This is a genomic window from Alkalilimnicola sp. S0819, from assembly GCF_009295635.1.
Taxonomy (GTDB): Bacteria; Pseudomonadota; Gammaproteobacteria; order Nitrococcales; family WHIW01; genus S0819.
Genome location: NZ_WHIW01000006.1, coordinates 119,495 through 143,543, shown reverse-complemented (window position 1 = coordinate 143,543; position 24,049 = coordinate 119,495). Strand labels below are relative to the sequence as shown.

Below are 24,049 nucleotides of genomic sequence, written 5' to 3'. Positions count from 1 at the left end.
TACGACACTAACCCATCGCGCCGTTGATGCCGATGACCTGGCCGGAAATATAGCCCGCCTGCTCGGAGGCGAGAAAATTCACCAGCGCGGCGACCTCCTCGGGCGTGCCGGCGCGGCGCATGGGTACGATGCGCTTGATGGTCTCGGCGTCGAAGACCTCGCTGGTCATTTCGCCGGCGATCACCCCGGGGGAAACCACGTTCACGGTGATGTTGCGCGAGGCCATCTCCAGGGCCAGCGAACGGCTGGCGCCGTGCAACCCGGCCTTGGCGGCGGCGTAATTGCTCTGGCCGCGGTTGCCCAACTGGGCGGCCACCGAGGAGAGGCTGATGATCCGCCCCCAGCGGGTGCGGGCCATGGGCAGCAGCAGGGGCTGAGTGACGTTGTAGAAGCCGTTGAGATTGACCTCCACCACCCGGCGCCACTGCTCGGCGGGCATGCCGGCGAGCGGCGCATCGTCGTGCAGCCCGGCGTTGTTCACCAGCACCTGGATGGGGCCGCTCTCCAGCAGGCCTTCCAGCGCCGCGCGACAGGCGGGCTCGTCGGTGAGATCGAAGGCCAGCGCCTCGGCGCTGTGGCCCGCGGCCCGCAGCGCCTCCGCCAGTGCCCGGGCGCGTTCCAGACGGCTGTTGGCGTGGACGATGACATGCAGGCCGCTCTCGGCCAGCGCGCGGCAGACCGCCGCGCCGATATCGCCGCTGCCGCCGGTGACCAGGGCGCGCTTCATGGGGTGTCCTCCGCCGCTTCCACCACGGTGGCCCGGCCTTCCAGCAGCAGGCGCTCGTCGTGGTGCAGACTGAATTCGTACATCAGGTTGCCGCCGCTGCTGAACAGGTGCCGGGCGCGCACTTCCAGTTCCCCGGGCAGATCGTCCAGCCGCTGGCAGTGCAGGGTCAGCGGTCGGGCCGCCGCCAGATAGCCGCCGCCCAGTCCTGCGCCCCCGGCGGCGCGGGCGCGCAGGGCGCCGTGGATGGCCATGGCCTGGGCACCGTATTCCAGGCCGTGCACCGCGTGCAGCCGCCCGTCCCGGCGCAAGGGGTTGCTGTCGGCGCGATGGCTGCTGGTGCGGCAGACGATCTCGTCCTCGTCCCAGCGGCTCACCGATTCCAGCAGGCACATGCGCCCGGCGTGGGGGATCATGGCCTCGATCTCGAGCCGCTCAATGCTCACGGCGCAGCTCCACCCGCAGGCCCAGCTCGCCCAGATAGGGCAGGGTCGCGATGTGACCGGCGCCGGCCAGGCATTGCAGCAGGGGCAGGGCGCGGGCGATGGGGTTGGCCTGGCGCAGGCCCTCCAGGCCGGCATCGGCGCAGGTATCGGCCTCGGCGACGGCCGGGGGATCCAGATCCAGCCGCCAGGGGCCGGGCTCGGGGCTGAGCAAAAGCGCCAGGCCGAAGCTCTGATGAATGCCGCTGCGTTCGGCGAGCCGCCGGGGGCCGGCCCAGTCGTAGGCCAGCAGCAGCACCGGTGCGCGCTCGGCGAGCACCGTGGTGGCGGCCTCCAGCAGGCCGGCGGCGAAGCTCGCATCCCCCGCGGCAACACTGCTGCTGGGGGCGCGGGAGCCGCTGGCGAGGGCCTGGTAACCCGCCGGGGCATTGTGCACCGAGTTGTGGAACTGGGTGGGGGAGACCGGGCGTCCGGGTTGGGCCAGCGCGTCGCACAGGCTGTCGGTGATGTCCGCATCGCCGGCGGCGGAGGCGAACACCAGCGCGGTGGGCGCGCGGGCGGCCTCGGCCAGGGCCTGTTCGGCCAGCAGCACGGCGAACTTGATGGTGTTGGTGGTGCGCCGTCGGGTGCCGGCCTTCAGGCTCTGGGGCACGGGCTTGTCCAGGGCCTGCTCGGCCCAGGCTCGCTCGCCGGCGAGGATCGGGCGCGCCGCCTCCCAGCCGTTCAGGCCCGGCGCCAGCAGGGCAATGCGCTGCAAGCCGATCCGCATCAAGTGCTCCTTCCGAATACCAGGGTGGCGTTGCTGCCGCCAAAGCCCAGGGAATTGGTCATGGCCACGCGCAGGGGCTGGGGGGTGGTCTCGCGCACGATCCGTGCCCGTAGCGCCGGGTCCGGTTGCTCACTGTGGATGGTGGGGGGCAGGAAGCCTTCCTCCAGCGCCAGCACACAGAACAGTGCCTCGGTGATGCCGGCAGCACCCAGGGTGTGGCCGGTGGCCCCCTTGGTGGAGCTACAGGCGGTCCGCTCGCCCAGCACACTGATTACGGCCGCGTCCTCGGCGGCATCGTTGGCCGGTGTGGCGGTGCCGTGCAGGTTCATATAGTCCACCGAGTCGCCCGCCAGGCCCGCCCGGCTCAGGGCCTGGCGCATGGCCTCGGCGGCGCCCGCCCCTTCCGGGTGGGGCGAGGACATGTGGTGGGCATCGCTGCTCTCGCCGTAGCCGAGCAGGCTCACCCGCGAATCGGCCTGGGGCTCCAGCAGCGCGTAGCCCCCCGCCTCGCCGATGGAGATGCCCTTGCGCCGGGCATCCCAGGGGCGGCAGGGCTCGCTGGAAACCAGCTCCAGGGAGCCGAAACCGTAGAGCGTGGTCAGGCACAGGCTGTCGACACCGCCCACCACGGCGGCATCGATCAGGCCGGCGTCGATATGGCGCCGGGCCACGGCGAAGACCTTGGCGCTGGAGGAGCAGGCGGTGCTCACGGTGAGCGCCGGGCCCCGCAGGCCAAGATACCGGCGGCTGAAATCGGTGAGGGAGTACAGATCGTGGCTGGCGTGGTAGTCGAAGCGCTCGGGCAGATGCTCCGGGTCGCTGGCCTCGGTGTAGGCGCGTTCGGTTTCGGCGATGCCGGCGGTGCTGGTGCCCATGAACAGGCCGATGCGCTCGGCGCCGTAACGGGCGATGGCCTCGCGCACGGTGTCCGCGAAGTTATCGGCCTCCAGGGTGAGCTGGGCGAGGCGGTTATTGCGGCAATCGTAGCGGGCGAGTTCCGCGGGCAGGCGCACGGCGTCCAGGCCTTCCACCGCGCCCACCCAGGTATCCACCGGCGCCTGGCCCGCGGGCAGGGGGCGCAGGCCGCTGCGGGCTTCGCGCAGGCCTTGCAGGCTGGCGGCGCGGCCGGTGCCCAGGGCATTGCTCAGGGTGTAGGCGGTGACGGGCAAGGGCTTCATGACGTGCTTACGGCCGAGTGGTTGGGAGGTGAACGCGGGATCATTGTTTTGGCGGGCATTATGCCAGCGGGGGGAAGGCGCGGAAACCGACGGTTTCATGGCAGCGGCTCATGGCCGCGATCGCAGGGGGCGATTGCAAGCCATGGCGGCCATGAGCCGCGCTTACAGGCGTCGGCGGCCGTGCAACAGCCACGCGAACAGGAAGCTCAACACCACCCCCACGGCCACGGTGCGGCCTATGAACTGCAGCACGGGTATCTCGGTGGTGCCCAGCAGCCCGAAGGCGAGCGTGGACGAGGCGACACAGGTGAGCAGCCCGTGCAGGGTGCGTCGTTGCTGCTCCGGGTCGGCCTCGGGGCGGCGGAAGAACAGGGCGTAATCCAGGCCAATCCCGGCGACCACCAGCAGGGAGACCAGATGGAACAGGGTCAGGCCCGGGGCGCTCGCCAGCATCAGCGCGGCGGTGGCCAGCAGGGCGACGGCCACCGGCGCCGCCGTCTCGGCCACGGCCCGCACGCCGCGCAGCCCGATGAGCAGGCACAGCAGGATTGTCGCCCCGCCCAGGCCCAGCCGCCCCCAGGTGGCCTCGCGCAGCTGCGCGAGCACGGTGCTGCCCTGGGCGCGCAGGTTCAGGTAGCGCAGTTCCGGCGTGGCCGCGAAGGCCCGGTGGATGGCCGCCGGTGCGGTCACCCCCTGCAGGGGCAGCAGGGCGAGCCAGCGGCCGTGCTCTTCCAGCAGCAGATTATCGAGCCGCGCGGCCAGCGGCGTGCCCTGCAGTTGCGCCACTTGCAGGGGCGGCAGTTGGCGGCTGGCGGCGACCTGTTCCAGAAACGGCGTGAAGTCCATGGCCTCGAAGGGGGTACCGGCGCTGGCCGTGGCCAGGGACTGGCGCAGCGTATCCATGCCCGGCAGGGCTTGTTGGCGTCGGCGCTGGGTGCGGGCGCTGGGCAGGTAGCGGCTGGGGGACTCGTAGTCGCCCAGCGCCCCCTCATCGCGCAGTGCCTCCAGGGTGTCCGCGCCCCGCTCGGCGGCCTGCAGCGCGGCTTCGGCGCTGTCGGCCTCGGCGATGAGCAGATGGCTCAACTCCGGCACGCCCAGGGCCTCACGCAGGCGCTGATCCTCGCGTACGCTCTCGGGCGGCGCCGGGTTCAGCGCACCCAGGTCATCGTTCCAGGGCGTGGGGTGCAGCCACAGCCACAGGCCGGCCAGCAGGGCCACCGTGCCCAGCAATGCACCGGCCAGCGCCGGGGCGGGGCCGCCGCCCGGCAGGCGCCGGGGCGGGGCGACGGTCAGTCCGGCGCTCAGCGCCGGCAGCAGGAACCGGGTGAGGGCGGCGGCGGTGAGCAGCCCCGCCACGGCGAAGACCCCGAGCTGGGCAAGCCCGGCGAAGTCGGTCAGCGCCAGCGCCGAGTAGCCGAGCACCGTGGTGAGCAGTGACAGCCCCAGGGTGGGCCAGATGCCGGCGGTGTGGCGACGCCCCGCGTCCAGATGGCTGAACAGGTGCAGCGGGTAATCCAGCGCCACCCCCAGCAGGGTGATGCCGAAGGCGAGCGTGATGCCGTGGATCTGCCCGAACAGCAGGCTCACCGTGGCGGCGGCGACCAGGATGCCGCTCGCCAGCGGCAGGGTGCTCAGCAGCATCAGCCGCGGGGAGCGGTAGGCCAGGGCCAGCAGCAGGATCAAGCCCGCCGTGGCCCACAGGCTGAGGCTTTGCACCTCGGCGCGGATGAGGCTGGCGCTGCGGGCGCCGATCACCGGCGCACCGGCGCTGATCAGGTGCAGCGCCGCCGTTCGCGGGCGGCTGGCGTGGAAGTGCTCGCGCAGCACGGTGTCCAGTTCGCCGGCCAGCAGGGGTTCGCCGGCGGGGGCGAGGCGCGCGGTGAGCAGCGCAAGCTTGCCATCGCGGCTCAGCCACTGGCCGCGCACCGTGTGCGGGCCCTGGGCCGGGCGCAGGTCTTCAAGAAAACCGACCAGCGCCAGGCTGGGGTCTTCACGCAGTCGCTCGGGCGGGTAGAGCTCCAGCCCGGCGCTCAGTTCCAGCAGGCGCTGCCCCAGGGCCTCGTTCAGAGCCTCGGCGGAAAGCTCGCCCGGCGGGCGCAGCAGGTAGCGATAGCGCTGCAGCGGGCCGTCCATGGGCAGGGTGGCGAGGTCCAGGCCGTTGCGCACCTCGGTGAAGCGGGGGTCGGCGTGCAGGGCCTCGGCCAGCGCGCGGCTCGCCTGCAGCCGCTGGTCGCGCTCGCCGCCGCCGATGCCCAGCAGCAGCACGCGGCTGCCGGGCCCTTCGCTGGCGCGGCGCAGGGCGGGGTCGGCGTACTCGGCGCCGAGCAGGGCGTTGAGCTCGGTGCTGATGTGCAGATCGCGCAGCGCCAGGCCCGACAGGGCCAGCAACAGCACGAACAGCGCCAGGCGCACGGTGAGTGCAGGCATGGGGCTTAGTCGGAGCTTTGCCGGCCGGTCTCGGGCGGCCCCAGCTCCAGCAGGGTCCAGTTGTCGCCGGTTTCGTCGATGCGCACGCGGCGCACCCGCGCCTGTGAGCCGTGCATGCGGAGCTGCTCGATGCGCCCGCTGCGGGTGCCGGCCCGGGGGGTGAGCGTGAGGGTCCAGTCGTCCTGGTCACCGCGCAGGTCGGCCTCGTAGCGGGCCCGCAGGGCGTCGGCGTCGCCGGCGAGGGTGGCGCGCAGGGCGCCGATCAGCGCGGCGAGCTGGGGCTGGCTGCTCAGCGCGATGGCGCGGGTTTCTCGGCCTTCGCGCAGGATGCGCGCCTCGTCGGCCTCGATCTCCAGCACCAGGGGCTGGGGGCGGCGCTGTTCCTTGCGCAGATAGTCCGGGGCGCGAAAGATCAGCTGCCCGCTGTTCTCCAGCTCGCCGCCGAGCATCTCCATGTGGCGGGTCTCGCGATAGTCCAGCCGCAGCTCCGCCTGCTCCGCGAAACGCGCGAGCAGGCGCTCCAGGTTCAGCTCGGCGGCGGCCAGCGGCAGACTGCACAGCGCCAGGGAAAGGGCCAGGAGGCTAGCGCGGAGCCTGACCATTCTCGGTTTCATGCCAGTAATCATAGAAGTTGAACCAGTTGTAGGGATAGCGCCGGGCGTAATGCTCCAGGCGCGCCGCGTACCGGGCCATGGTCTGCTGCATCCAGGCCTCGCGTTCGGCGCGGGGGCCGCGGTAGGCGGGGGCCAGCAGCTCGAAGTGTATATCGTAACGCCGCCCGCCCCGGTAAATGCCGAAAAAGCACAGCACCGGGGCGTGGGTGGCGGCGGCCAGCCACACGGGCCCGGCGGGAAAGGCGGTGGGTTCGCCGAAGAAGGGGCAGTGCAGCTGCTTGTCGTTGGCGGCGATGCGATCGGCCAGTATCCCCAGCAGCCCGCCCTCCTGCACGAACTCCGCCGCCCGCAACAGGGCGTTGGTCTCGCCCAGCGGGATCACCGTGTCGGCCACCTGTGGGTTGAGGCTGTCCAGCAGCTGGGTGATGGTCTGGTTGTGGTCGCGGTACATGAGCACCTTCAGCGGCACGTGCCGGTCGCGCACGGCCAGGGTGCGCAGCACCTCGAAGCTGCCCAGGTGCGCGCCCAGCAGCACGCCGCCCTCGCCCCGGGCGAGAGTCTCGTCCAGTTGCTCCAGGCCGTGAAAGCGCACCTTGAAGCCGCGCCAGCGATCGGCCAGGAAGAACACCCGGTCGAGCACATTGGCGGCGAAGTGGTGGATGTGGCGGAACACGTCCCGCAGGCTCGGCTCCCGGCCCAGCGCGCGGCGCAGAAAGCTTCGGGAGGCGGCGCGGGTGCGCGGCGCGGTGAGCAGGAAGTACAGGCTGATGGGGTAGAGCAGCAGCCGCGCGGGCGGGCGCCCCAGCCGCAGGGCGATCCAGAGGATCAACCGCAGCGCGCCCCGTGTGCCGCGCTCGCCGTGCTCCTGCCAGCTGCGTGCCATGTCAGCAGTACAGCGGCATTCAGACCGCCGTATCCAGGGTGCCGGTGGCGGCGAGCTGTTCGCCGAGCAGGCAGCGAAAGCGCAGCTGGCCCGGTTTGCCGGTCTCCAGCTCCAGCGTGAAGTCCTGCTCCGGGCGCAGGGGCTGGAGGAACTTCACCTGCCGAAAGCCGCGCACCGGGGTGTCGGGCTGCCACTGCGCCAGGGTCTCCACCAGCAGATCCAGCAGCAGCACGCCGGGAATGACCGGGTTGCCGGGGAAGTGGCCGGCGAGGCAGGGGTGGTCGGCGGCGACGCGCAGTTCGCGGCGATAGCTCATGTCAGGCTCCCCAGTAGTTCCAGCAGCGCCTTGCGGGGCAACTTGCCGGTGTCGTTGCGGGGCAGCTTGGGCACCCGGTAGAGGGGGCGGGGGCGGAATACCGGGTCCATCAGCTCGGCCAGTGCCCGGTTCAGCGCGGCCTCGTCCAGGTCCGGGGCCACCAGCAGGGCGCACAGCCGCTGCCGGCCGCGGGGGTTGTCCTCGGGGGGCAGCAGGGCGGCATCCTCCACACCCGGGATGGCGAGCAGCTTCTGGGTGAGCTCGGCCAGCGAGGCGCGCTTGCCGGCGATGTTGAGCATGTCCGCGGCGCGGCCCAGCAGCGTGAAGCGGCCATCGGCGTGGATCTCGATGCGGTCGTTCAGCCGCACGGCGCCCTCGAGCTGCGGGCCATGGGCGATGCTGTGATCGGCCCGCGGTTCCAGGCGCACCTCGTCCAGCGGCTGCCAGCGGGTATCCGCCGCGGGGCGGCGGGTGGCCAGGGCCCCGGTCTCGGTGGAACCGTAGATCTCCAGCACCGGGGCGTGGAAGGCCTGCTCGGCGCGGGTGGCGAGCTGGGGCGACAGCGGCGCGGTGGACGAGAGAATGAAGGCCGGGCGCGGCCAGTCCAGGCCCGCGTCCAGGCAGGCGCGCAGATGCAGCGGGGTGGTCATCAGCATCGCGCCCGGCCCGGCCGCGGCCAGATGGCTCTGGATGTCCTGGGGGAAGAAGGGTCGGGCGGCATCCACCGCCACCCCGGCGGTCAGCGGCAGCAGGATGGAGGTCTCCAGGCCGAACATGTGCTGGGGCGGCACGGTGGCGACGATGCGTCCGCCCTGGGCGGGGATCGGCAGGCGTCGGCCCAGCAGTCGGCTGCCGGCGTAGAGTCGGTCCCAGCGCTTGTGCTGGGCCTGGGGCGCGCCGGTGCTGCCCGAGGTGTAGAGGATGGCGGCCTGAGTGTCCCCGGCGATGCTCGGGATTTCGTCCCAGCGCGTGCTGTCGGTGGCTTCGCGGGCCTGTTGCACCCGGGCGTCGTCCAGCAGTGCGGCACCCGCATGGCGGACCTGCAGCTCGGCGATGCTGGTGGCGGCTCGGTTGGGCGGCAGCAGGGTGGTCTCGCCGCGCAGCAGGGCGGCGAGTACACCGAGCAGGAAATGCGCACGCTGCTCGCACAGGTTGATGCGTGCCCGGCGCGTCTTGCCCAGCTGCTCGGCCAGCACTCGGGCCTGACCGAGCAGCGCCCCCGCGCTTACCGCGCGCTGGCCGTCCCATACCAGAGTGGCCTGAGCGGACATGTTCATCAGCGGCGGCTTCATGGCTCAGACCTCACGCATGTCCACCCGGGCCAGCGCCCGGATGAAGCCGGATAGGCCCAGCCGGCGTTGGTCTTCAAAGTGCCGACGGCGCACCAGGAATTCGCCGAGGAAGAAGCCGGCGATCAGCAGGTAGTTGATCAGATTGGTGAACAGTGACCAGATCCGGGGCGGCGCGAACAGGCCGAGCAGCACGGCCTCCAGGCCGAGCGCGGCGAAGAACAGCGTCCAGGCCTGGGTGGCGCGGCGGGTGTACCAGCGGCGTCGGGGGGTGAGATCGTCGTGCATCAGCTCGGCAATGCGGGTGAGCAGAGCGGTGCGGCCGGGCAGCAGGCTGCGGCCGAAGAAGATCACCGCGGCCAAGGGATAGAGCACCGGCGGACCGTAGAGCAGCAGCTGTCCGCGATCGAGCTGCAGCAGGGCGCCGGCGGCGAGCAGCCAAGCGGCGAGCGACAGCCAGGCGGCCCAACTCGGTTTGCGCAACAGCGGGCGCAGGCCGACGATCAGCAGAAGGCTGAGCACCCCCAGGGCGATGCCCGGGCGCTCCAGCGCCACCGACAGGTGGACGCTCAGCGAATATGCCGCCAGCACGATCAGCAGCCGCATGGGGGGCTCCCGATCAGTTGGCGCGCCTGGCCTCGATGAGCTGGCAGAGCGCGCGCAGGGAGCCGAAGGCCTGCTGGGTGTCGGCATCGTCCGCCCGCAGCTGGAAGCCGTACTGGCGGGAAATGGCCAGCGCCAGCTCCAGCGCGTCGATGGAATCCAGCCCCAGGCCGTCGCCGAACAGCGGCTCTTCCGGGTCCACCTCGGCGGCTTCCACGTCCTCGAGGTTGAGGGTGTCTACGATCAGCTGGGCGACTTCCAGCTCCAGCGCGGAGAGAGTGCTCATCGGCCCCCCTGGGGATGTGAGATTTCGGTTATCGCGCCCGGTGGTGGGGTGCGGGCGTCGGTTTCGGCGGAGTATAACAGGTGCGAAAGAGCGCCAAAATGGGCTGCCGCCCCCCTGTTCGGGCTATCGGTGGGCGGGCGGCGCTGTGTTACTCTTCCGGCGATAATTTCAATGCGGTGTCCGGGGAGAGCCTTCGCCGTGAATCAAGAAAGCAAAGAGTTCATCGACTGTGATGTGCTGGTCATCGGTGGCGGCCCGGCCGGGTCCACCGTGGCGGCGGTGCTGGCCGAGCGCGGTCGTCACGTGATTCTGATCGACAAGGATCGCCACCCGCGCTTCCACATCGGTGAATCCCTGCTGCCCATGAACCTGCCCATCTTCGAGCGCCTGGGCGTGCTCGACAAGGTGCGGGAACTGGGTGTGCACAAGCCCGGCGCGGAGTTCGGTTTCACCGCCGACCCGAATGATCGGCAAACCTTCTCCTTCGCCAAGGCCAAGGGGGATTCGCCCCTGGCGGCCTTCCAGGTGCGCCGCTCGGACTTCGATATGATGCTCATGGAGAACGCGGCGGAGAAGGGCGCCACCGTGCTGCATGAGACCCGGGCCACCGAGATCGACCCGGTGGTGGACGACAAGCGCGTGGTGTACGCCAAGGGCCCGGAGGGCGAGGCGCTGACCTACCGCGCCAGCTACGTCATCGACGCTTCCGGCCGGGATACCTTCATGGCCCGCAAGCGCGGCTGGAAGAAGAAGAACCCGCAGCACAATACCGCTGCCATCTTCGGCCATTTCGATAATGCCGATCTGCTGCCGGGCGATGGTGCCGGCAATATCGGCATCTACTGGTTCAAGCACGGCTGGGTGTGGATGATCCCGCTGGTGGACGGCACCATGAGCGCCGGCGCGGTGTGCTTCCCTGAATATCTGAAGACCCGCAAGGGCAGCCCCGATGAATTCCTCTGGGAGACCCTGAACAGCTGCGCCCCCGCCGAGCGGCGCCTGCGCAATGCGACCCTGAAAAGCCGCACCTACGCCGCCGGCAATTATTCGTACTTCTCCCGCCAGGCCCGTGAGGATCGCTGCCTGCTGGTGGGCGATGCCTACGCCTTCCTCGACCCGGTGTTCTCCAGCGGCGTGTACCTGGCGATGGCCGGCGGCGAGCGCATCGGGCAGATCACCGACACCTTGCTGGACCAGCCGCAGCTGGAGAAGCAATTGATGCGCGAGCACGAGCGCTACATGCTGCGGGGCATGAAGATCATGGGCTGGTTCATCTACCGCTTCATGAGCCCGCAGCTGCGGGCGCTGTTCATGAAGCCGCGCAACGTCTGGCAGATCGAGGAGGCGATCATCTCGGTGCTGGCCGGCGACGTCTTCGGCCAAACGCCCATTCGCGGTCAGCTGATGGCCTTCAAGACCGTGTATTACATCCATCTCGTCATGCAGCTGCCCGGCGCGCTGCGCGCCTGGCTGCGGCGCAAGCGCAACTGGCGCGTGAGCGTGGAAGCCTCGGACTGATCGAGCCGGCGTGGAGACCGCCATGCAGCCAACGGCCGCCCAGCCGCTGATCCGCATCCAGGGCTTGAGCAAGCACTACCCCGGTGCGGCCCAGCCCTCCCTGCGGGAGGTGAGCCTGAGCGTGCCGGAAGGCAGCATCTTCGGGCTGCTCGGCCCCAACGGCGCGGGCAAGACCACGCTGCTCTCCGTCCTCACCGGGCTGGTGCGCAAGGATGCGGGGCTGGTGGAAGTGGCCGGGCTGGACCTGGACCACGCGGTGCGCGAGATCCGCGAGCTGTGCGGCGTGGTGCCCCAGGAACTCGCCTTCTACCCCATGCTCAGCGTCGCCGAGAACCTGCGCATCTACGCCGATGTGCTGGGACTGGGCGGCGCCCGGCGCCGAGCGCGCATCGAGCGGGTGGTGGAAATCGGCGGGCTTGCCGGGCACATGGACAAGCGCGCCGAGGCGCTCTCCGGCGGGCTCAAGCGGCGGTTGAATTTGGCCATCGGCCTGCTCAACGAACCGAAGCTGATCCTGCTCGATGAGCCCACCGTGGGCATAGACCCCCAGTCCCGCGCCTTCATCCTCGATTCCATCCGCGCCCTGCGCGAGGCCGGCGCCACCGTGATCTACACCTCCCATTACATGGAGGAGGTGCAGCGCCTGTGCGACCAGTTGGCGATCATCGACGAGGGGCGCATCCTGCTGCAGGGCGAGCTGGAGGCGCTGCTGAGCAGCCAGAGCGATCGCCTCACGCTGAGTTTCGATCGACCGCTCAGCGACCGGGCGCTGGCCGGGCTCATGCTCAACGGGCTCACGCCCCGGCGCCATGAGCACGGCCTGGAGCTGGAGGGGCTGGCCGCCGCCCAGCTGGACCTGGCCGCGTTGCTCGCCGCCCTGCAGGCCCAGGGCGTTACCGTGCGCAGCGTACGCTACGGGGTGCGGGACCTGGAGGAGCTCTTCCTCAACGTCAGCGGCCGCAGGCTGAGGGACTGACCATGCGCCGACTCAAGCCCTTGGGCGCGTTGATGCGCAAGGAATGGTGGGTGCTGCTGCGCGATTGGCAGGGCCTGGTGGTGCTGTTCCTGATGCCCGCCGCCTTCATCCTGATCATGTCGCTGGCCACCCAGGATTCCTTCCAGCAGCGCAAGGCCACCGCCACCGTGGTGCTGGTGGCGGATGGCGACAGGCAAAGCCCGGCCTCCCGCCGGGTGATCCGCGAACTGGACAACGCGCCGAGCTTCGAGGTGCGCCTGCTGGAGCCGCCGCCGGACCGGGCCGCGCTCAAACAGCGCATCCTCGACAACGAGGCGGTGATTGCCCTGTACTTGCCCGCCGGGCTGGAGCGGACCCTGCGGGCTCTGGAGCCCGGCGAGGCCGTCGCGAAGCTGGATGTGTACCTGGCCCCCTCGGTGCTGCCCCACATCCGCGGCGCGCTGCTCTCGGGGCTGGAGAGCATGCTGCGGGGGCTGCGCGGCGAGTACATGTACCGCGATCATCTGCTGATGGAGATCGAGGCGCAGCTGGGCGTGAGCCTGGAGCAAATGGTCCCCCGCCAGGCCGAGCACAACCCGGTGCCGCTGGTGGAGCACTACGCCTACCGGGAAGCCGCGCCCCGGGACGTGCCCACCTCGGTGCAGCAGAGCGTGCCCGCCTGGCTGGTGTTCGCCATGTTCTTCGTGGTGATTCCGCTCTCCACCGCGCTGATCATCGAGCGCGAGCAGGGCAGCCTGCGCCGGCTGCGGTTGCTGAATATCTCCTCGCTCACCCTGCTCAGCGCCAGAATCCTGCCCTATTACCTGATCAACCTGGTGCAGATGGTCATCATGCTGGCGGTGGGGGCGTATCTGGTGCCGCTGCTGGGCGGGGACAGGCTGCTGATCGGTGACCAATGGTTCGGGCTGTGGCTGATCGGCTCGGCCACCAGCCTCGCCGCCATCGGCTTCGCCCTGCTCATCGCCACCCTCGCCCGCACCCATATGCAGGCCACCACCGTGGGTGGGGTGGCGAACGTGGTACTGGGCGCCGTGGGCGGTATCATGGTGCCCAAGGTGGTCATGTCGCCGGCCATGCGGGAATTCGCCCGGATCTCGCCCATGTCCTGGTCCCTGGAGGGCTTCTGGGATGTGCTGCTGCGCCGCGGCGACTGGCTCGACGTGCTGCCCGAGTGCGCGGCCCTGCTGGCCTTCGGCGGCCTGTGCCTGCTGGCCGGCGCCTGGCTGTTCCATCGCCAAACCGGATAGAGAGATTGCATGAAAGGTTCCCGGGACGACGCCCTGAAACGGCGACTGAAGGAGATGATCATCGCCGAGTGCGACAAGGACGTGACACCCGACGAAATCCCCGACGATGCCCCCCTGTTCGGTGAGGATGCCGTGCTGGAGCTGGATTCCCTGGACGGGTTGCAGATCTCCATGGCGGTACAGAAGGAATACGGCTATCGCATTTCCGACCCCAAGGAAATGCGCCGCATCCTCGCATCCGTCAACAGCCTCGCCGATTTCCTCCAGCCGGAATAAGCCATGAACGATAGCGCCAGCCTCCAGCGCAGCGTGCGGGTGGCCGGGCGCGGCGTGGTCAGCGCGCTGGGCCGGGGAGTGGCCGCCCAGGTGGAGGGTCTGCGCGCCGCCCGTCCCGCACCGCTGGCCCTGCCCGACAGCCACAGCCTGTATCACCCCGCCGCCCCCCTGGAACAGCCCGAGCGACTCTGGCGCCTGCTCGATGCCGCCGTGGCGGATGCCCTGGCCGAGGCCGGCGTGACCGACGCGGATCAGGCCGATCTGGCGCTGTTTCTGGGCACCTCCTCGCTGGACATCCCTGACGCCGAGGCCCGCTACGCCGAGGCGTGTGCCCGGGATGCCGACACCGCGCTGGCGCTGGACAAGCCCGGCTATGGCAACCTGGCCGAACATCTGGCGACCCGCTTCGGTTTCGCCGGCCCTCGTTACACCTACTGCACCGCCTGCTCATCGGCCGCCAACGCCCTGCTGCAGGCCGCCCAACGCATCGCCGCCGGCGAGCTGGAGCGTGCCCTGGTGGTGGGGGTGGAGGCCTACAACAAGCTCTCCGCCCGGGGCTTCGAGGCACTGATGCTGGCCTCCGCCGACGGCGCGCGCCCCTTCGACCGGGACCGGAACGGACTGGTGCTGGGGGAAGGCGTGGGGGCGGTGCTGCTGGAGGCCGGCGAAGCGCGAGCCGGGGATCTGCTGCTCTCGGGCGGGGCCAATCTGTGCGATACCTCCAGCTCCACCAATTCCGAGCCCGGGGCCATCGCCGAGGTGATCCGCCGGGCGCTGGCCAGCGCCGATTGCGAGCCCGCCGCCATTGCCGCCATCAAGGCCCACGGCACCAGCACCCCCAGCAATGACCGCGCCGAGGGCCTGGCCCTGCGCCAGGTCTTCGGCGACGACCCACCGCCGTTCAGCTCCTTCAAGCCCTGCCTGGGCCACACCCTGGGCGCCTGCGGCACACTCGAATTGATCGCCCTGCATGGCTGCCTGCAGGCGGGCGTGCTGCCCCCGGCGGCGGGCTTCCAGCACATCGACCCGGAACTGGGGCTCGCGCCGCTCACCAAGGAACAGCCCGTGGGCGCGGGGGCGTATTTGCTGGATTACTTCGGTTTCGGCGGCAACAACACCGCGCTGGTGGTGAGGTATCTGGCATGAGCCTGGGGATTCGCAGCTTCGCCGCCCTGGAATGGCCGCTGGACGACACCCCCCGGGATACCCGTGCCGCCCTGCGCGAGGCTGGCCTGAAAGCACCCCGGCGCAGCTCCCGCTTCAGTCAGCTGGCGCTGCTGGGGGCCAGCGCCCTTGCGGTGCGCCCCGAGCCCGACTGCGGCGTGTACCTGGGCACGGCGCTGGGCAGCAGCGCCGACACCGTGACCATGCTGGAAGCGGTGCAGCGGGGCGAGGCGCCCATGCCCTTTCCCTTCATCAATGTCTCCGGCTCCCTGGCCGGTTTCGGCATTGCCCAGAGCCTGGGCCTGCTGGGGCCGAATCTGACCATCTCGCGGCGGGACTTTCCCGTGGAGGTGGCGCTGGAGACCGCCTTGAAGGATCACGGACGACCGCCCCAGGCGCTGGTGGGCGCGGTGGAAGAGGGCGTGTGGCCGCTGGCTGCGCAGCGTCGGCGTCTGCGGGTCCCGCCCGAGGCGGCGCTGGGCGAGTGCAGCCACTGGTTCCTGCTGGACGACACCCTCACCGAGGGGCCGCGGTTGGAGTGGGTGGCATATTTCGCGCACCCCGAGAAAGCGCGCGCGGCCTTGGCCGGGCTGCGAATGGCGGGCGCGGTGCGGCTGGTGCTGGCCTCGGAAGCCGCCCGTGATGCGGCCGCCGGCTGGCGCGAGGCCGTGCCGGGGGCCGTGGAATGGGCCTTGCCGGCGCGCCCGCACTGCCCCACCGCGGTGGCCGGGAATCTGACCGACTACCTGGCGGATGAGGCCGCCGAGCCCTGGCTGGTGCAGGTGAACCAGGCCGCCGGCGGCGGCGTTTACCTGACGGTGCTGAGCGCTTAGCCGGGCCTGCTCGTGTAGCGGGCGGGGGCACGGGGCCCCCGCCCCTGGGGCCTCAGCTTTCGCCCTTCGGTGCGGCCTTCGGTGCGGCCTTCGGCTTGGGTGCCGCGGTCGATTTCGGCTTCGGACTCTTCTTGTTCAACTCCTTCTGGCTGCCCAGCAGATCCTGCTTGATCTTGTCCTTGTCCGACTGACTCAGCGGCTTGTCGCCCGGCTTGCTGGCGGCCACGTCATCGGTGGTCTTGGAGCGCGGCCGCTCGCTGTCGCTGCTGGACGGCTTGCTGCTGGGGATGTCATCCGTGGTCTTGGAGCCGCTCTTGGGCTTCTCCGGTTTCTTGGACTCGCTCTCGCCAGAGGCGCTGGCCTCGATGCCCACGGAGATATCCCGGTCACGGGTTTTCTTCTCGATCACCCTGCCGCTGATCTTCTCGCCTTCCTCGCCCTTGATCTTGGCTTCCTGATCGACCACGGTCTTGCCGCTGATCGTCACCGTGCCCCCCGACTGGATATCGGTGGTGGTGGACTCGATCTTGTCGCTGTGGTTGACGCTGCCGCCGACGCTGGCGCTCTTCTTGCTGCCCTCATCGCCTGACTCGGTGCCCAGACTGGCTTCCACCGAGAAGCCGGTGCTGGTCTCCCTGTCCTCCGCAGCCCGCAGCTGAACGTCGCCACCGGCCGAGATCGCAGTGTCGCCATCGGATTTCAGCTTGGTGCCCTCGAAGTCCGCATCGCCGCCGGCCGAGATCGAAATGCCACCGGCTCCGGCCTTGATGCTGCCCACCCGGGCCTTGCTGCTCTCGCTGTTCTCCTGGCCGTAGCCGCCTTCCAGGCTGGCGCCCTTGTCGCCGCCTTGCTCGGCGCTCAGCGAGAGTTCCGCGTTGGCGTTGCTGGAGCTGGAGGACTGGGTGTCACGGGCCGCCTTGAACTCCACATCACCGCCGGCATCGATGCTGGCCTGGTTGCCGGCCTCGAGCTGCGTGCCCTCGAAGCTGGCATCGTCGTCGGTCTTGATGTTGAGATTGCCGCCGGCCTTGATGCCACCGGCGCGGGCGGTGCTGCTGCGCTCGCCCTCGCTGCCCATTTCGTAGCTGCCTTCCAGGCTGCCGCCCGGCGAGCCCACCACGTCCACCTTCAGTTCGCCCGAGACGTCATGGGAGGTGGAGCCGCTGTAGCTGGTGTCCTCGGCGGCCTTGAATTCCAGCGAGCCGGCGTTCAGGTTGACGTCGCCGTCCGCCTCCATCTGGGTACCGACCAGGGTGGTCTTCTCCTCGGAGGTGGAGTTGATGTTGCCACCGGCCTTGTAGCGGGTGGTGACGGCGGTGCTGCTGCCTGCGCTCTCGTCGGAGAAGCTGCCCTCGTAGCTCGCACGGAAGCCCGCGCCCGCGCCGGCATCGGCTTTCGCCTCGCCGCCGGTGTTGCCGCCGGCTTCCGCCGAGGCGCTGGCGCCCATGCCGAGGCGGGCATCATGGCTGGAGGAGCTGGCGCTGGAGAAGGTCCGGTCATGAACCGCTTCCTCGCGGATCTCCCGCGCCGACTGGGTGATGTTGCCACCGGCCTCGATCTGGGTGCCCTGATCGGTGATGGTGTCCTCGGCGGTGCGGGTGAAGTTGCCACCGGCCTTGAACGTGGAGACCTGGTTGGTAACCGAGCCCTGGACGCTGGATTCCGCCTCCCGGTTGTAGCGCAGTCCGGCGCTGACATTGCCCTCCGCCGAGCTCGAGGCTTCGCCGGCGTTGTGCTCGCCCAGGCGCATCTTGCCCGCCTCGGCGTTGGCACCGGCCTCGGCCGAGGCATCGGCGCCCAGGTACACACCCATGGTCTGAGTGGTGCTGGAGGAGGTTTCCAGCGTTACATCCTGGGCCGCGCGGTTGATGATGTTCTCGGCGCTGATGTCCATATTGCCGCCGGATTCCACGTTCGCGCCCTCGAACTCCGCCGTATTCTCGGCCTTGATCGACATATTGCCGCCCGATTTCAGGCTGGAGCCGGTATGGGTGAGGCTGTAGGAGGAGCTGTTCTCCTGCTCGGTGCGGGCACCGATGGTGGTCACGTGGTCGGCTTCGGCGGAGGCGTTGGCATTGGCATCGGCGTTGGTGCCGACCGTGCCGGCATTGGCATTGGCCTGGGCGCCGGAGGAGGCCTCGGCGCTGCTGTCATTGTAAATGCCCACCGAAGTGCGGGTAGTCTCGGTGGTGCTCCATTCCTCGTTGCGCCCGGCGAGTACCTGCACGTCCTTGGCGTCCAGGGCCATGTCGCCGCCGGTCTCCACGTTGGAGCCCTGCACTTTCAGCGTACCCTCGGTGGTGGCGTTGAGGTTGCCGCCGATGTTCAGGTTGGAGGCAACACTGGTGTTGGAGCCCGATTCCGTGGTGCTGACGGTCTTCTCCCAGACCTTGAAGTCACCGGAGGCCTCGGCCTCGGCATTGGAACCGGCCGAAGCGTTGGCCTGGGCGTAACCCTGGCCGCTGGCGGATTCGCTGGCGCTCTGCGAGCCGGAGTCGCTGTCACTGCTGCCGCCCACCTTGCCGAAGGTGGTGGTTTCGGTGCGGGTGGTGGTGCGACGCTCGTCCAGGCCGTCGAGGATGTTGATGCCTTCCTTCGCGTCGATATCCGCATTGCCCGCCACGCTCATGTCCGAGCCCTGCAGGGTCATGCTGCCCTCGGAGTCGATGGTGGCGTTGCCGCCGACATTCAGGGTGGAGCCGACGTTGGTCCCCTTGAAATCGTCGGTGGTCTTGGTCTGGGTGCCGTACATGCCGCCACCCACGCCGACACCGGAGGTCTTCTCTTCGGTGTGGGTGGTGACCTTGTCCTGGCGGGCGATGACCTTGAAGTCGCCGCCGGTCTTGACGTCCAGATCGCCGCCCACCTCGGCGCTGCTGCCGGCGAGGGTGGTGTCGCCGCCGCTGTCCAGGCTCAGGTTGCCCCCGACATTCAGGTTGGAGCCGATATTGGTCTCGGTGGTCTTGGTGGTGGTGGACCAGCCGCCGCCCATGACCCGCTTGCTGTCCTTGCTGGTGGTGGTGGTGGTCTTGTCGACGATGGTGTCGAAGCTGATGTCGCCATCGGCCTTGAGTGTGGCATCGCCGCCCGCCTGCACATCCGCGCCCACCACCTTGATGTCTTTGCCGGCATCCAGCGTCAGATCACCGCTGGCCTCGATGCCCGCGGTCTTGCCGATGTCGGTGACATAGGAGTGGCCATCGCCCGAGCCGTCCACGACGGTCTCGTTGATGATGCTGCCTTCTTCCGATGTCAGGCTGACATCGCCGCCCTTGAGGGTGCCGCTGGTGTTGGTGATATCACCGGTGGTGGCGACGGTGAGGGAGTCGCTGCCCTCGATGGTGCCGCCGGTATTGTTCAGCCCCTCACCGCTGATGTTGACCTCGTTGGCGGCGATGGTGGCGCCGGTGGAGATCATGTCGCGGGTGGCCGCGGCCAGGTAGACCCGCGGGGCGAGCACCCGCTGGCCGTTCACTTCCACCTCTTCCATCCAGACGATGTCTTCCGTCAGGCCGGCGATCTGCGCGGGATTGAGCGCTTTGCCGAACTCGAGCCCGAGCGCCTGGCCCTGCTCGTAGGCCTGGTCCATCAGTCGCTGCATCTGCTTCGCTTCATCGCCGTAGCCGCGAAGCACGTTGGAGCCGGTCTGTTGAATCAGCTGCTGACGAATCAGATAGGCCTCGTAGTTGGCATCGCCCAGGCGCTTCTGCACGTCGTCGGGGTTGTAGCCGTAGCGCCGCGACAGGTAATCGGAACCGACGAAGTTCTCGCCCACCAGGAAGCGCGGGTTGGCCTCGACCAGGTAATTGGCATTGGGGTCGCGGGCCGTGACGAAGTAGCCATTGGGGTTGGTGGGCAGGGTCAGGTTCACCCCCGCGAAGGACAGCACGCCCGCCGAGGCGACCGGGATCGCGCTACCCGCCGAGACGCTGCCGGTGCCGCCGGGGGAGACGCCGCCGCTGCTGCCGGGCGTGACACTGCCGCCGCTGCCGGGCGCACTGCCGCTGGCGCTGGTGGCATTGCTGCTGCCGCCCTGGGCGCCGCCGGCGATGGCGTGGCTCGCGCTATTGGGATAGGGCGAGCTGACGTTGTTCAGGGTGCCGCCGCTGAAATTCAGGGTGGTGGCGTAGATGCCGGCACCGAAGCGCTTGATCGTGTTGGTGCCGATCTTTTTGGCGCCGGCCACGGCATCGTCCTTGGCATCCGATCGCAGCCAGCCGGGGAAGCTGTCACCGCCCCATTTGCCGCCGACCCGCGACCAGCCCCAGCCCGGGTCCCAGTTCTCCGAGTTGTTGCTGTCATCATCCGGGTCGCCGCTCCAGCTGTTACGGTCCGGGTCGGTGCGGGCCCAGGCGACGTAATGGTCGTCGCCGCTCTTCTCGTCGATGATCTCGATCCAGCGGCGGCGGTATTCGTACTCCAGCAGCGCCAGATCCTCGTTGGTGAAGGTGCCGCTGCCGCTGATGTTGACCGTGGGTGCGGACAGCACCGCGATTTTGTTCAGGCCGGAGGCGCCGTAGTTGATCGTCAGGCGGCTGCCGGCGCCGGTGGCGATGATCTGGGCCTTGGGCAGGGCGCTCAGCTGCGCCTCGGTCATGCCCACCAGCTGCTCTTCACGCCAATAGTCCTGCTCATGCACCCAGGCGTGCATGCCCTTGTCGAGAGAGCCTTCCTCGGCGATTCGCGAGTTATTGTGGTTGTGGGTGCGGGAGACGCCCTTGAGGGATTTGCTGACCCCGGCGGCGGTTTCGTTGACGAAGCTGTTGCTGGTGCTGATGCTGATGTCGCCGTTGGCCACCACGGCATTGTTATTGGTGAAATTGGCGCTGCTGGTGGTGATGCTGCCGCCGCTGTCCATGGTGCCGGTGCCGGCGCGGTTGGTGATGGCATCGCCGGAGGCGGTGAGGCTGAGCGCATTACCGGCGTAGAGCGCGCCGTAGTTGTCGATGTCGCCGGCACCCAGGGCTTTCAGCGCCAGGATGGTCAGCGAGGAGAGGCCGCCGGTGTTGCGGTTGGTGATGCCGGTGGCGTCCAGATCCAGCCGGCCGCCGGCATGGATGGCGCCGTGGTTGTCCAGCGCGCCGTTGAACTGGAGATGGCTGTGGCCGGCGCCGCTGACGATGACGGCATCGCTGTTGCCGACCTGGCCGTTGGCCAGGCTGGCCGCCTGCAGCTGGGTGGCGCCGCCGGACACGATCTGCCCCTGGTTGTTCAAGGCGTTGCCGACGTTGAGGTTCAGCGCATTGCCGGCGTGGAACATGTCCGTGTTGCTCATGGCGCCGGCGATGGTCACGGTGCTGTTGCCGGCGGCGAGCAGCTTGCCGTGGTTGTCCAGGTTGCCGCCGCTGCTCAGGCCGAGCTGGCCGCCGGCGTCGATGGCGCCGTAGTTGGTGAGCGCACCGCCCAGGCTAAGGGTGCTGCTACCGCCGGCGGTCGCACCCTTGATCAGGGCGCCGGCGTTGCCGACGGCGCCGTTGATCAGGCTGGCCGCCTGCAACAGGGCATTGCCCACCGAGCCGATCTGGCCCTGGTTGTTCAGGCCGTTGTTAATGTCCAGATCCAGCGCATTGCCGGCGTGTACGGTGCCGGTGTTGCTCATGGCCGCGCCGACGGTGACGGTGCTGTTGCCGGCGGCAAGCAGTTTGCCGCGGTTATCCAGCGCGCCGGCGCTGCTCAGCGTGAGCTGCCCGCCGGAATCGAGCGTGCCGTAGTTGTCTGTCGTGCCGCTGATGGTCACGGTGCTGCTGCCGCCGGCGGTCGCACCCTTGATCAGGGCGTCGGCGTTGCCGACGGCGCCGTTGACCAGGCTGGCCGCCTGCAGCAGGGCATTGCCCACCGAGCCGATCTGGCCCTGGTTGTTCAGGCCGTTGCTGACGTCCAGATCCAGTTGGCCCCCGGCGTGTACGGTGCCGGTGTTGCTCATGGCCGTGCCGACGGTGACGGTGCTGTTGGCGGCGGAAAGCAGCTGGCCGTGGTTGTTCAGCGCGCCGCCGGCGCTCAGGCCCAGCTCGGCGCCGGAATCGATGGCCCCGTGGTTGTTCAGCGCGCCACTGACCGTGATGTGGCTGTTGCCGCTGTCGGTGGCGCCCTGGATCAGCGCGGCGGCATTGCCGACGCTGCCGTTATCCAGGCTGGCCACCTGAAGGGTACTGGTCTGGGCCGCGCCGATCTGGCCCTGGTTGTTCAGGTGGCCGCCGGTGATGGTGAGGGCAGCGCCGGCATAGGTCACGCCGCTGATCTGGTTGTTCAGCGCCACCAGCTTGCCGGCGCCCCCCAGGATCAGCGTGCTGCCCGCCTGCAGGCGACCGGCGTTGTTCAGGGTGAACAGCGGCCGCTCGCTGGTAATGGAGACGCTGTCCTGGCCGATGATGCCGGCGCCGGCGGTGTTGTTCAGCGTGCCGCCGGTGCTGATGCCGAGCGCGCCCGCGCTGGTGATCTGCCGGCTGTTGCTGAAGCTGGTGCCGCTGGTGGCAGTGGCGGTGAGCGTGGTGCTGCCGCCGCTGTCGATGAAGCCGCTGTTGTCGATGCGGGCCGCGCTCAGGGTGAGGCTGTCGGTACTGCCCGCGGCCTTGATGGTGCCGCTGTTGTCGAGATTGGCACTGCTGGTAACGCTCAGGCTGCCCGCCGATTCCATGGCGCCCTGGTTGTCGACCACGCCACTGACGGTAAGGGCCCCGTCATGGCCGTTCTCGGTGGCGGTGATGAAGCGTGCGCCGGCGCCGGTGTTGCGGAAGCTGTCGGCCTGCACGGTGGTGCCCCGGCTGGCCTGCACGTCGCCGGCGTTGCTCAGATCGCGGGCGGTGATGGCCAGGCTGTCGGCGACGATGACGCCGCCGCCGGCGTTGGCGATATCCAGCCGCTGGCCGGCGAGGCCCAGATTCATCGCCTGCGCGGCCTCGATCCGACCACTGTTGGCGAGGCTCGCCAGCCCATCGCTGGCGGTCAGGTTCAGCTCGGCGCCCCCGATCAGATCGGCGGCGTTGTTCACCGCGTCGGCGGCGCTGAGGTTCAAGGTGTCGCCGGCCTGCACCCGGCCGGCGGCGCCGGTGGTGATGCTGCCCTGGGCGGCCTGGATGTCCAATGTGCCCACGGCGGTTACCTGGGCGTTGGCCAGGTCGATGCTGCCGCTGGTAGCAATCAGCGCCATGGAGCGGTCGATGGCATCGGCGTCGCTGCCGCTGTAGACGGTGGCGCCGGCGCCGCCCACCGACAGATCGCCGGTGTCCATGCGCAGCCGTCCGCCAGCGCCCCAGCTGCTGCCGTCCAGACTGGCGGCGTCGCTGACGCTGAGCTGCAGGTTTTCGCCGGCGAAGCGGGTGTTGCCGGCGCTGGCGCTGTCGCTGAGGCTGCCGGTGTCGATGCCGAGATTCCGCCCGGCGTTGAGCTTGGCCTCGCTCAGGGTGGTGCCGGCGCCGTTGGCGGTGCTCAGGTCGATATCACGCTTGGCGCTCACAGACGCGCCGCCGCCGATCAGGGCGAGCGCGTCGGCGCCGCCGCTGGCGGGGCCGGTGTAGCGCACCGCCAGATCCCGCTCGGCGCTGATGCTGCTGCGCAGGGTGATCTTGCCGGCGGCGCTGAGGGTGAAATCGTCGGCGCTGGCCGCGGCCTCGCCCAGCATGCGCACGCCCACGCCCTGTTCAGTGGCGATCAGGCGGATGCGGTTGGCGTACATGCCGCCCAGGGCGGTGGAGTCGATGGCGTAGCTGGGCGCCGCGCCCGAGGGGGCACGGGCCGTGGCGTCCCGGGTGGTGTAGCCGTAGTCGTTGCTGCCGGTGATGATCCGCACATCCTGGCCGTTGAGCTGGCCGTCCAGCTTCACCGAGCGGGCCACCAGGTCGAGGATGTTCTGGTCGCGCCCGTCCAGGCCCGCGCCCTCCAGCAGAATGTCGCCCTGGTTGACGCGCAGGCCCTGCAGGCTGCCGTCGGCGCCCATCTGGGGCACGCCGGTGCTCAGCGTCACCCGATCGGTGTTGATGAAGCCGCAACCCGAGCAGGTGATGCCCCAGGGGTTGGCCACCACCACGTCGGCGGTGCGGCCCAGCACTTCGGTATAGCCCTCCAGTCGGGAGCGATTGGCCGCCACCACCTCGTTGAGGATGAGGTTCGCTTCGCGGGACAGATTGATGTTCGGCACCACCTGGCCGGCGAGCTGCGATTGCAACGGCCCCGCTTGGGTCTGGGGGGCATTGTTGTTCAGCACCAGGCCGCGCTGATCCACGTTGTAGTGGGTGTAGCGGTTGTGGGAGACACCGGCCCCGTTGGTGGTGGCGATATCCACCACCTGCACCCCGTTGGGCGCGTCGAAGACCCGGGTATTGCCGCTGTGCACGCGGATGTCGGCCGCCGCGCCCAGTCCGCTCCAGCCCACCGTGCCGCCAAGCAGAACCGTCAACGCGGTGTGGCGCAGGCCCCGGGTGCGGCTGCGGGCGTACTCCGGTACCGGAACCAGTTCCTGGGTGCGGGTGGAGCGCTTGAGACGATAGATACGGTTCATAATGACTCT

Annotated in this window: 18 protein-coding genes; 6 read left to right on the top strand and 12 right to left on the bottom strand. The window is 69.5% G+C overall.

Annotated features, from left to right (window positions below; translation table 11 throughout):
* Positions 1 to 7 precede the first annotated feature (7 nt).
* From fabG to GBG68_RS07245, 11 genes are all read right to left on the bottom strand, one after another.
* A complete protein-coding gene (fabG, locus tag GBG68_RS07295; RefSeq protein WP_152146281.1) occupies positions 8 to 727 on the bottom strand; it encodes a 3-oxoacyl-ACP reductase FabG in 720 nt (239 codons plus the stop codon).
* On the bottom strand, positions 724 to 1,170 hold the full coding sequence (locus tag GBG68_RS07290; protein WP_226801696.1) for a hypothetical protein: 447 nt from the start codon (positions 1,168 to 1,170) through the stop codon (positions 724 to 726). The genes fabG and GBG68_RS07290 overlap by 4 nt, the downstream gene beginning before the upstream one ends.
* Positions 1,160 to 1,936 carry a beta-ketoacyl synthase chain length factor gene (locus GBG68_RS07285; RefSeq protein ID WP_152146280.1) on the bottom strand — a complete coding sequence of 259 codons (777 nt, stop codon included), beginning with the start codon at positions 1,934 to 1,936 and terminating at the stop codon, positions 1,160 to 1,162. Before GBG68_RS07285 ends, GBG68_RS07290 begins: the two co-directional genes overlap by 11 nt.
* Entirely contained in the window at positions 1,936 to 3,114 is a 1,179-nt protein-coding gene (locus GBG68_RS07280; protein ID WP_152146279.1) for a beta-ketoacyl-[acyl-carrier-protein] synthase family protein, read from the bottom strand. Before GBG68_RS07280 ends, GBG68_RS07285 begins: the two co-directional genes overlap by 1 nt.
* Positions 3,115 to 3,276: 162 nt before the next feature.
* Positions 3,277 to 5,541, bottom strand: coding sequence for an MMPL family transporter (locus GBG68_RS07275; protein ID WP_152146278.1), 2,265 nt, complete (start codon positions 5,539 to 5,541; stop codon positions 3,277 to 3,279).
* Positions 5,542 to 5,546: 5 nt separating this feature from the next.
* A complete protein-coding gene (locus tag GBG68_RS07270; RefSeq protein WP_152146277.1) occupies positions 5,547 to 6,143 on the bottom strand; it encodes a LolA-related protein in 597 nt (198 codons plus the stop codon).
* Positions 6,124 to 7,038, bottom strand: a complete 915-nt coding sequence (locus GBG68_RS07265) for a lipid A biosynthesis acyltransferase (RefSeq protein WP_152146276.1) — start codon at positions 7,036 to 7,038, stop codon at positions 6,124 to 6,126. The genes GBG68_RS07270 and GBG68_RS07265 overlap by 20 nt, the downstream gene beginning before the upstream one ends.
* A gap of 19 nt (positions 7,039 to 7,057) precedes the next feature.
* Positions 7,058 to 7,354: a hydroxymyristoyl-ACP dehydratase gene (locus GBG68_RS07260; RefSeq protein ID WP_152146275.1), complete on the bottom strand. Its 297-nt coding sequence runs from the start codon at positions 7,352 to 7,354 to the stop codon at positions 7,058 to 7,060.
* Positions 7,351 to 8,646: a class I adenylate-forming enzyme family protein gene (locus GBG68_RS07255; protein WP_152146274.1), complete on the bottom strand. Its 1,296-nt coding sequence runs from the start codon at positions 8,644 to 8,646 to the stop codon at positions 7,351 to 7,353. The genes GBG68_RS07260 and GBG68_RS07255 overlap by 4 nt, the downstream gene beginning before the upstream one ends.
* 3 nt (positions 8,647 to 8,649) lie before the next feature.
* Entirely contained in the window at positions 8,650 to 9,249 is a 600-nt protein-coding gene (locus GBG68_RS07250; RefSeq protein ID WP_152146273.1) for a ketosynthase, read from the bottom strand.
* Positions 9,250 to 9,262: 13 nt separating this feature from the next.
* Entirely contained in the window at positions 9,263 to 9,532 is a 270-nt protein-coding gene (locus GBG68_RS07245; RefSeq protein WP_152146272.1) for a phosphopantetheine-binding protein, read from the bottom strand.
* Between the two features lie 234 nt (positions 9,533 to 9,766).
* Between GBG68_RS07245 and GBG68_RS07240 the strand changes: the two genes are divergently transcribed.
* From GBG68_RS07240 to GBG68_RS07215, 6 genes are read left to right on the top strand one after another with little or no spacing between them, the layout of a single operon-like run.
* Positions 9,767 to 11,050, top strand: a complete 1,284-nt coding sequence (locus GBG68_RS07240; RefSeq protein ID WP_152146336.1) for an NAD(P)/FAD-dependent oxidoreductase — start codon at positions 9,767 to 9,769, stop codon at positions 11,048 to 11,050.
* 22 nt (positions 11,051 to 11,072) lie between these two features.
* Complete coding sequence (locus GBG68_RS07235) at positions 11,073 to 12,026, top strand: ABC transporter ATP-binding protein (protein ID WP_152146271.1); 954 nt, start codon at positions 11,073 to 11,075, stop codon at positions 12,024 to 12,026.
* Positions 12,027 to 12,028: 2 nt separating this feature from the next.
* On the top strand, positions 12,029 to 13,273 hold the full coding sequence (locus GBG68_RS07230) for an ABC transporter permease (protein ID WP_152146270.1): 1,245 nt from the start codon (positions 12,029 to 12,031) through the stop codon (positions 13,271 to 13,273).
* Between the two features lie 9 nt (positions 13,274 to 13,282).
* A complete protein-coding gene (locus tag GBG68_RS07225) occupies positions 13,283 to 13,549 on the top strand; it encodes a phosphopantetheine-binding protein (RefSeq protein WP_152146269.1) in 267 nt (88 codons plus the stop codon).
* Positions 13,550 to 13,552: 3 nt separating this feature from the next.
* Positions 13,553 to 14,695 (top strand): beta-ketoacyl synthase N-terminal-like domain-containing protein, encoded by a 1,143-nt coding sequence (locus tag GBG68_RS07220; RefSeq protein WP_152146268.1) that lies wholly within the window; start codon positions 13,553 to 13,555, stop codon positions 14,693 to 14,695.
* Positions 14,692 to 15,546, top strand: coding sequence for a hypothetical protein (locus tag GBG68_RS07215; RefSeq protein ID WP_152146267.1), 855 nt, complete (start codon positions 14,692 to 14,694; stop codon positions 15,544 to 15,546). The genes GBG68_RS07220 and GBG68_RS07215 overlap by 4 nt, the downstream gene beginning before the upstream one ends.
* A gap of 52 nt (positions 15,547 to 15,598) precedes the next feature.
* Here the strand turns inward: GBG68_RS07215 and GBG68_RS07210 are convergent, their stop codons facing one another.
* On the bottom strand, positions 15,599 to 24,040 hold the full coding sequence (locus tag GBG68_RS07210; protein ID WP_152146266.1) for a hemagglutinin repeat-containing protein: 8,442 nt from the start codon (positions 24,038 to 24,040) through the stop codon (positions 15,599 to 15,601).
* Positions 24,041 to 24,049 lie beyond the last annotated feature (9 nt).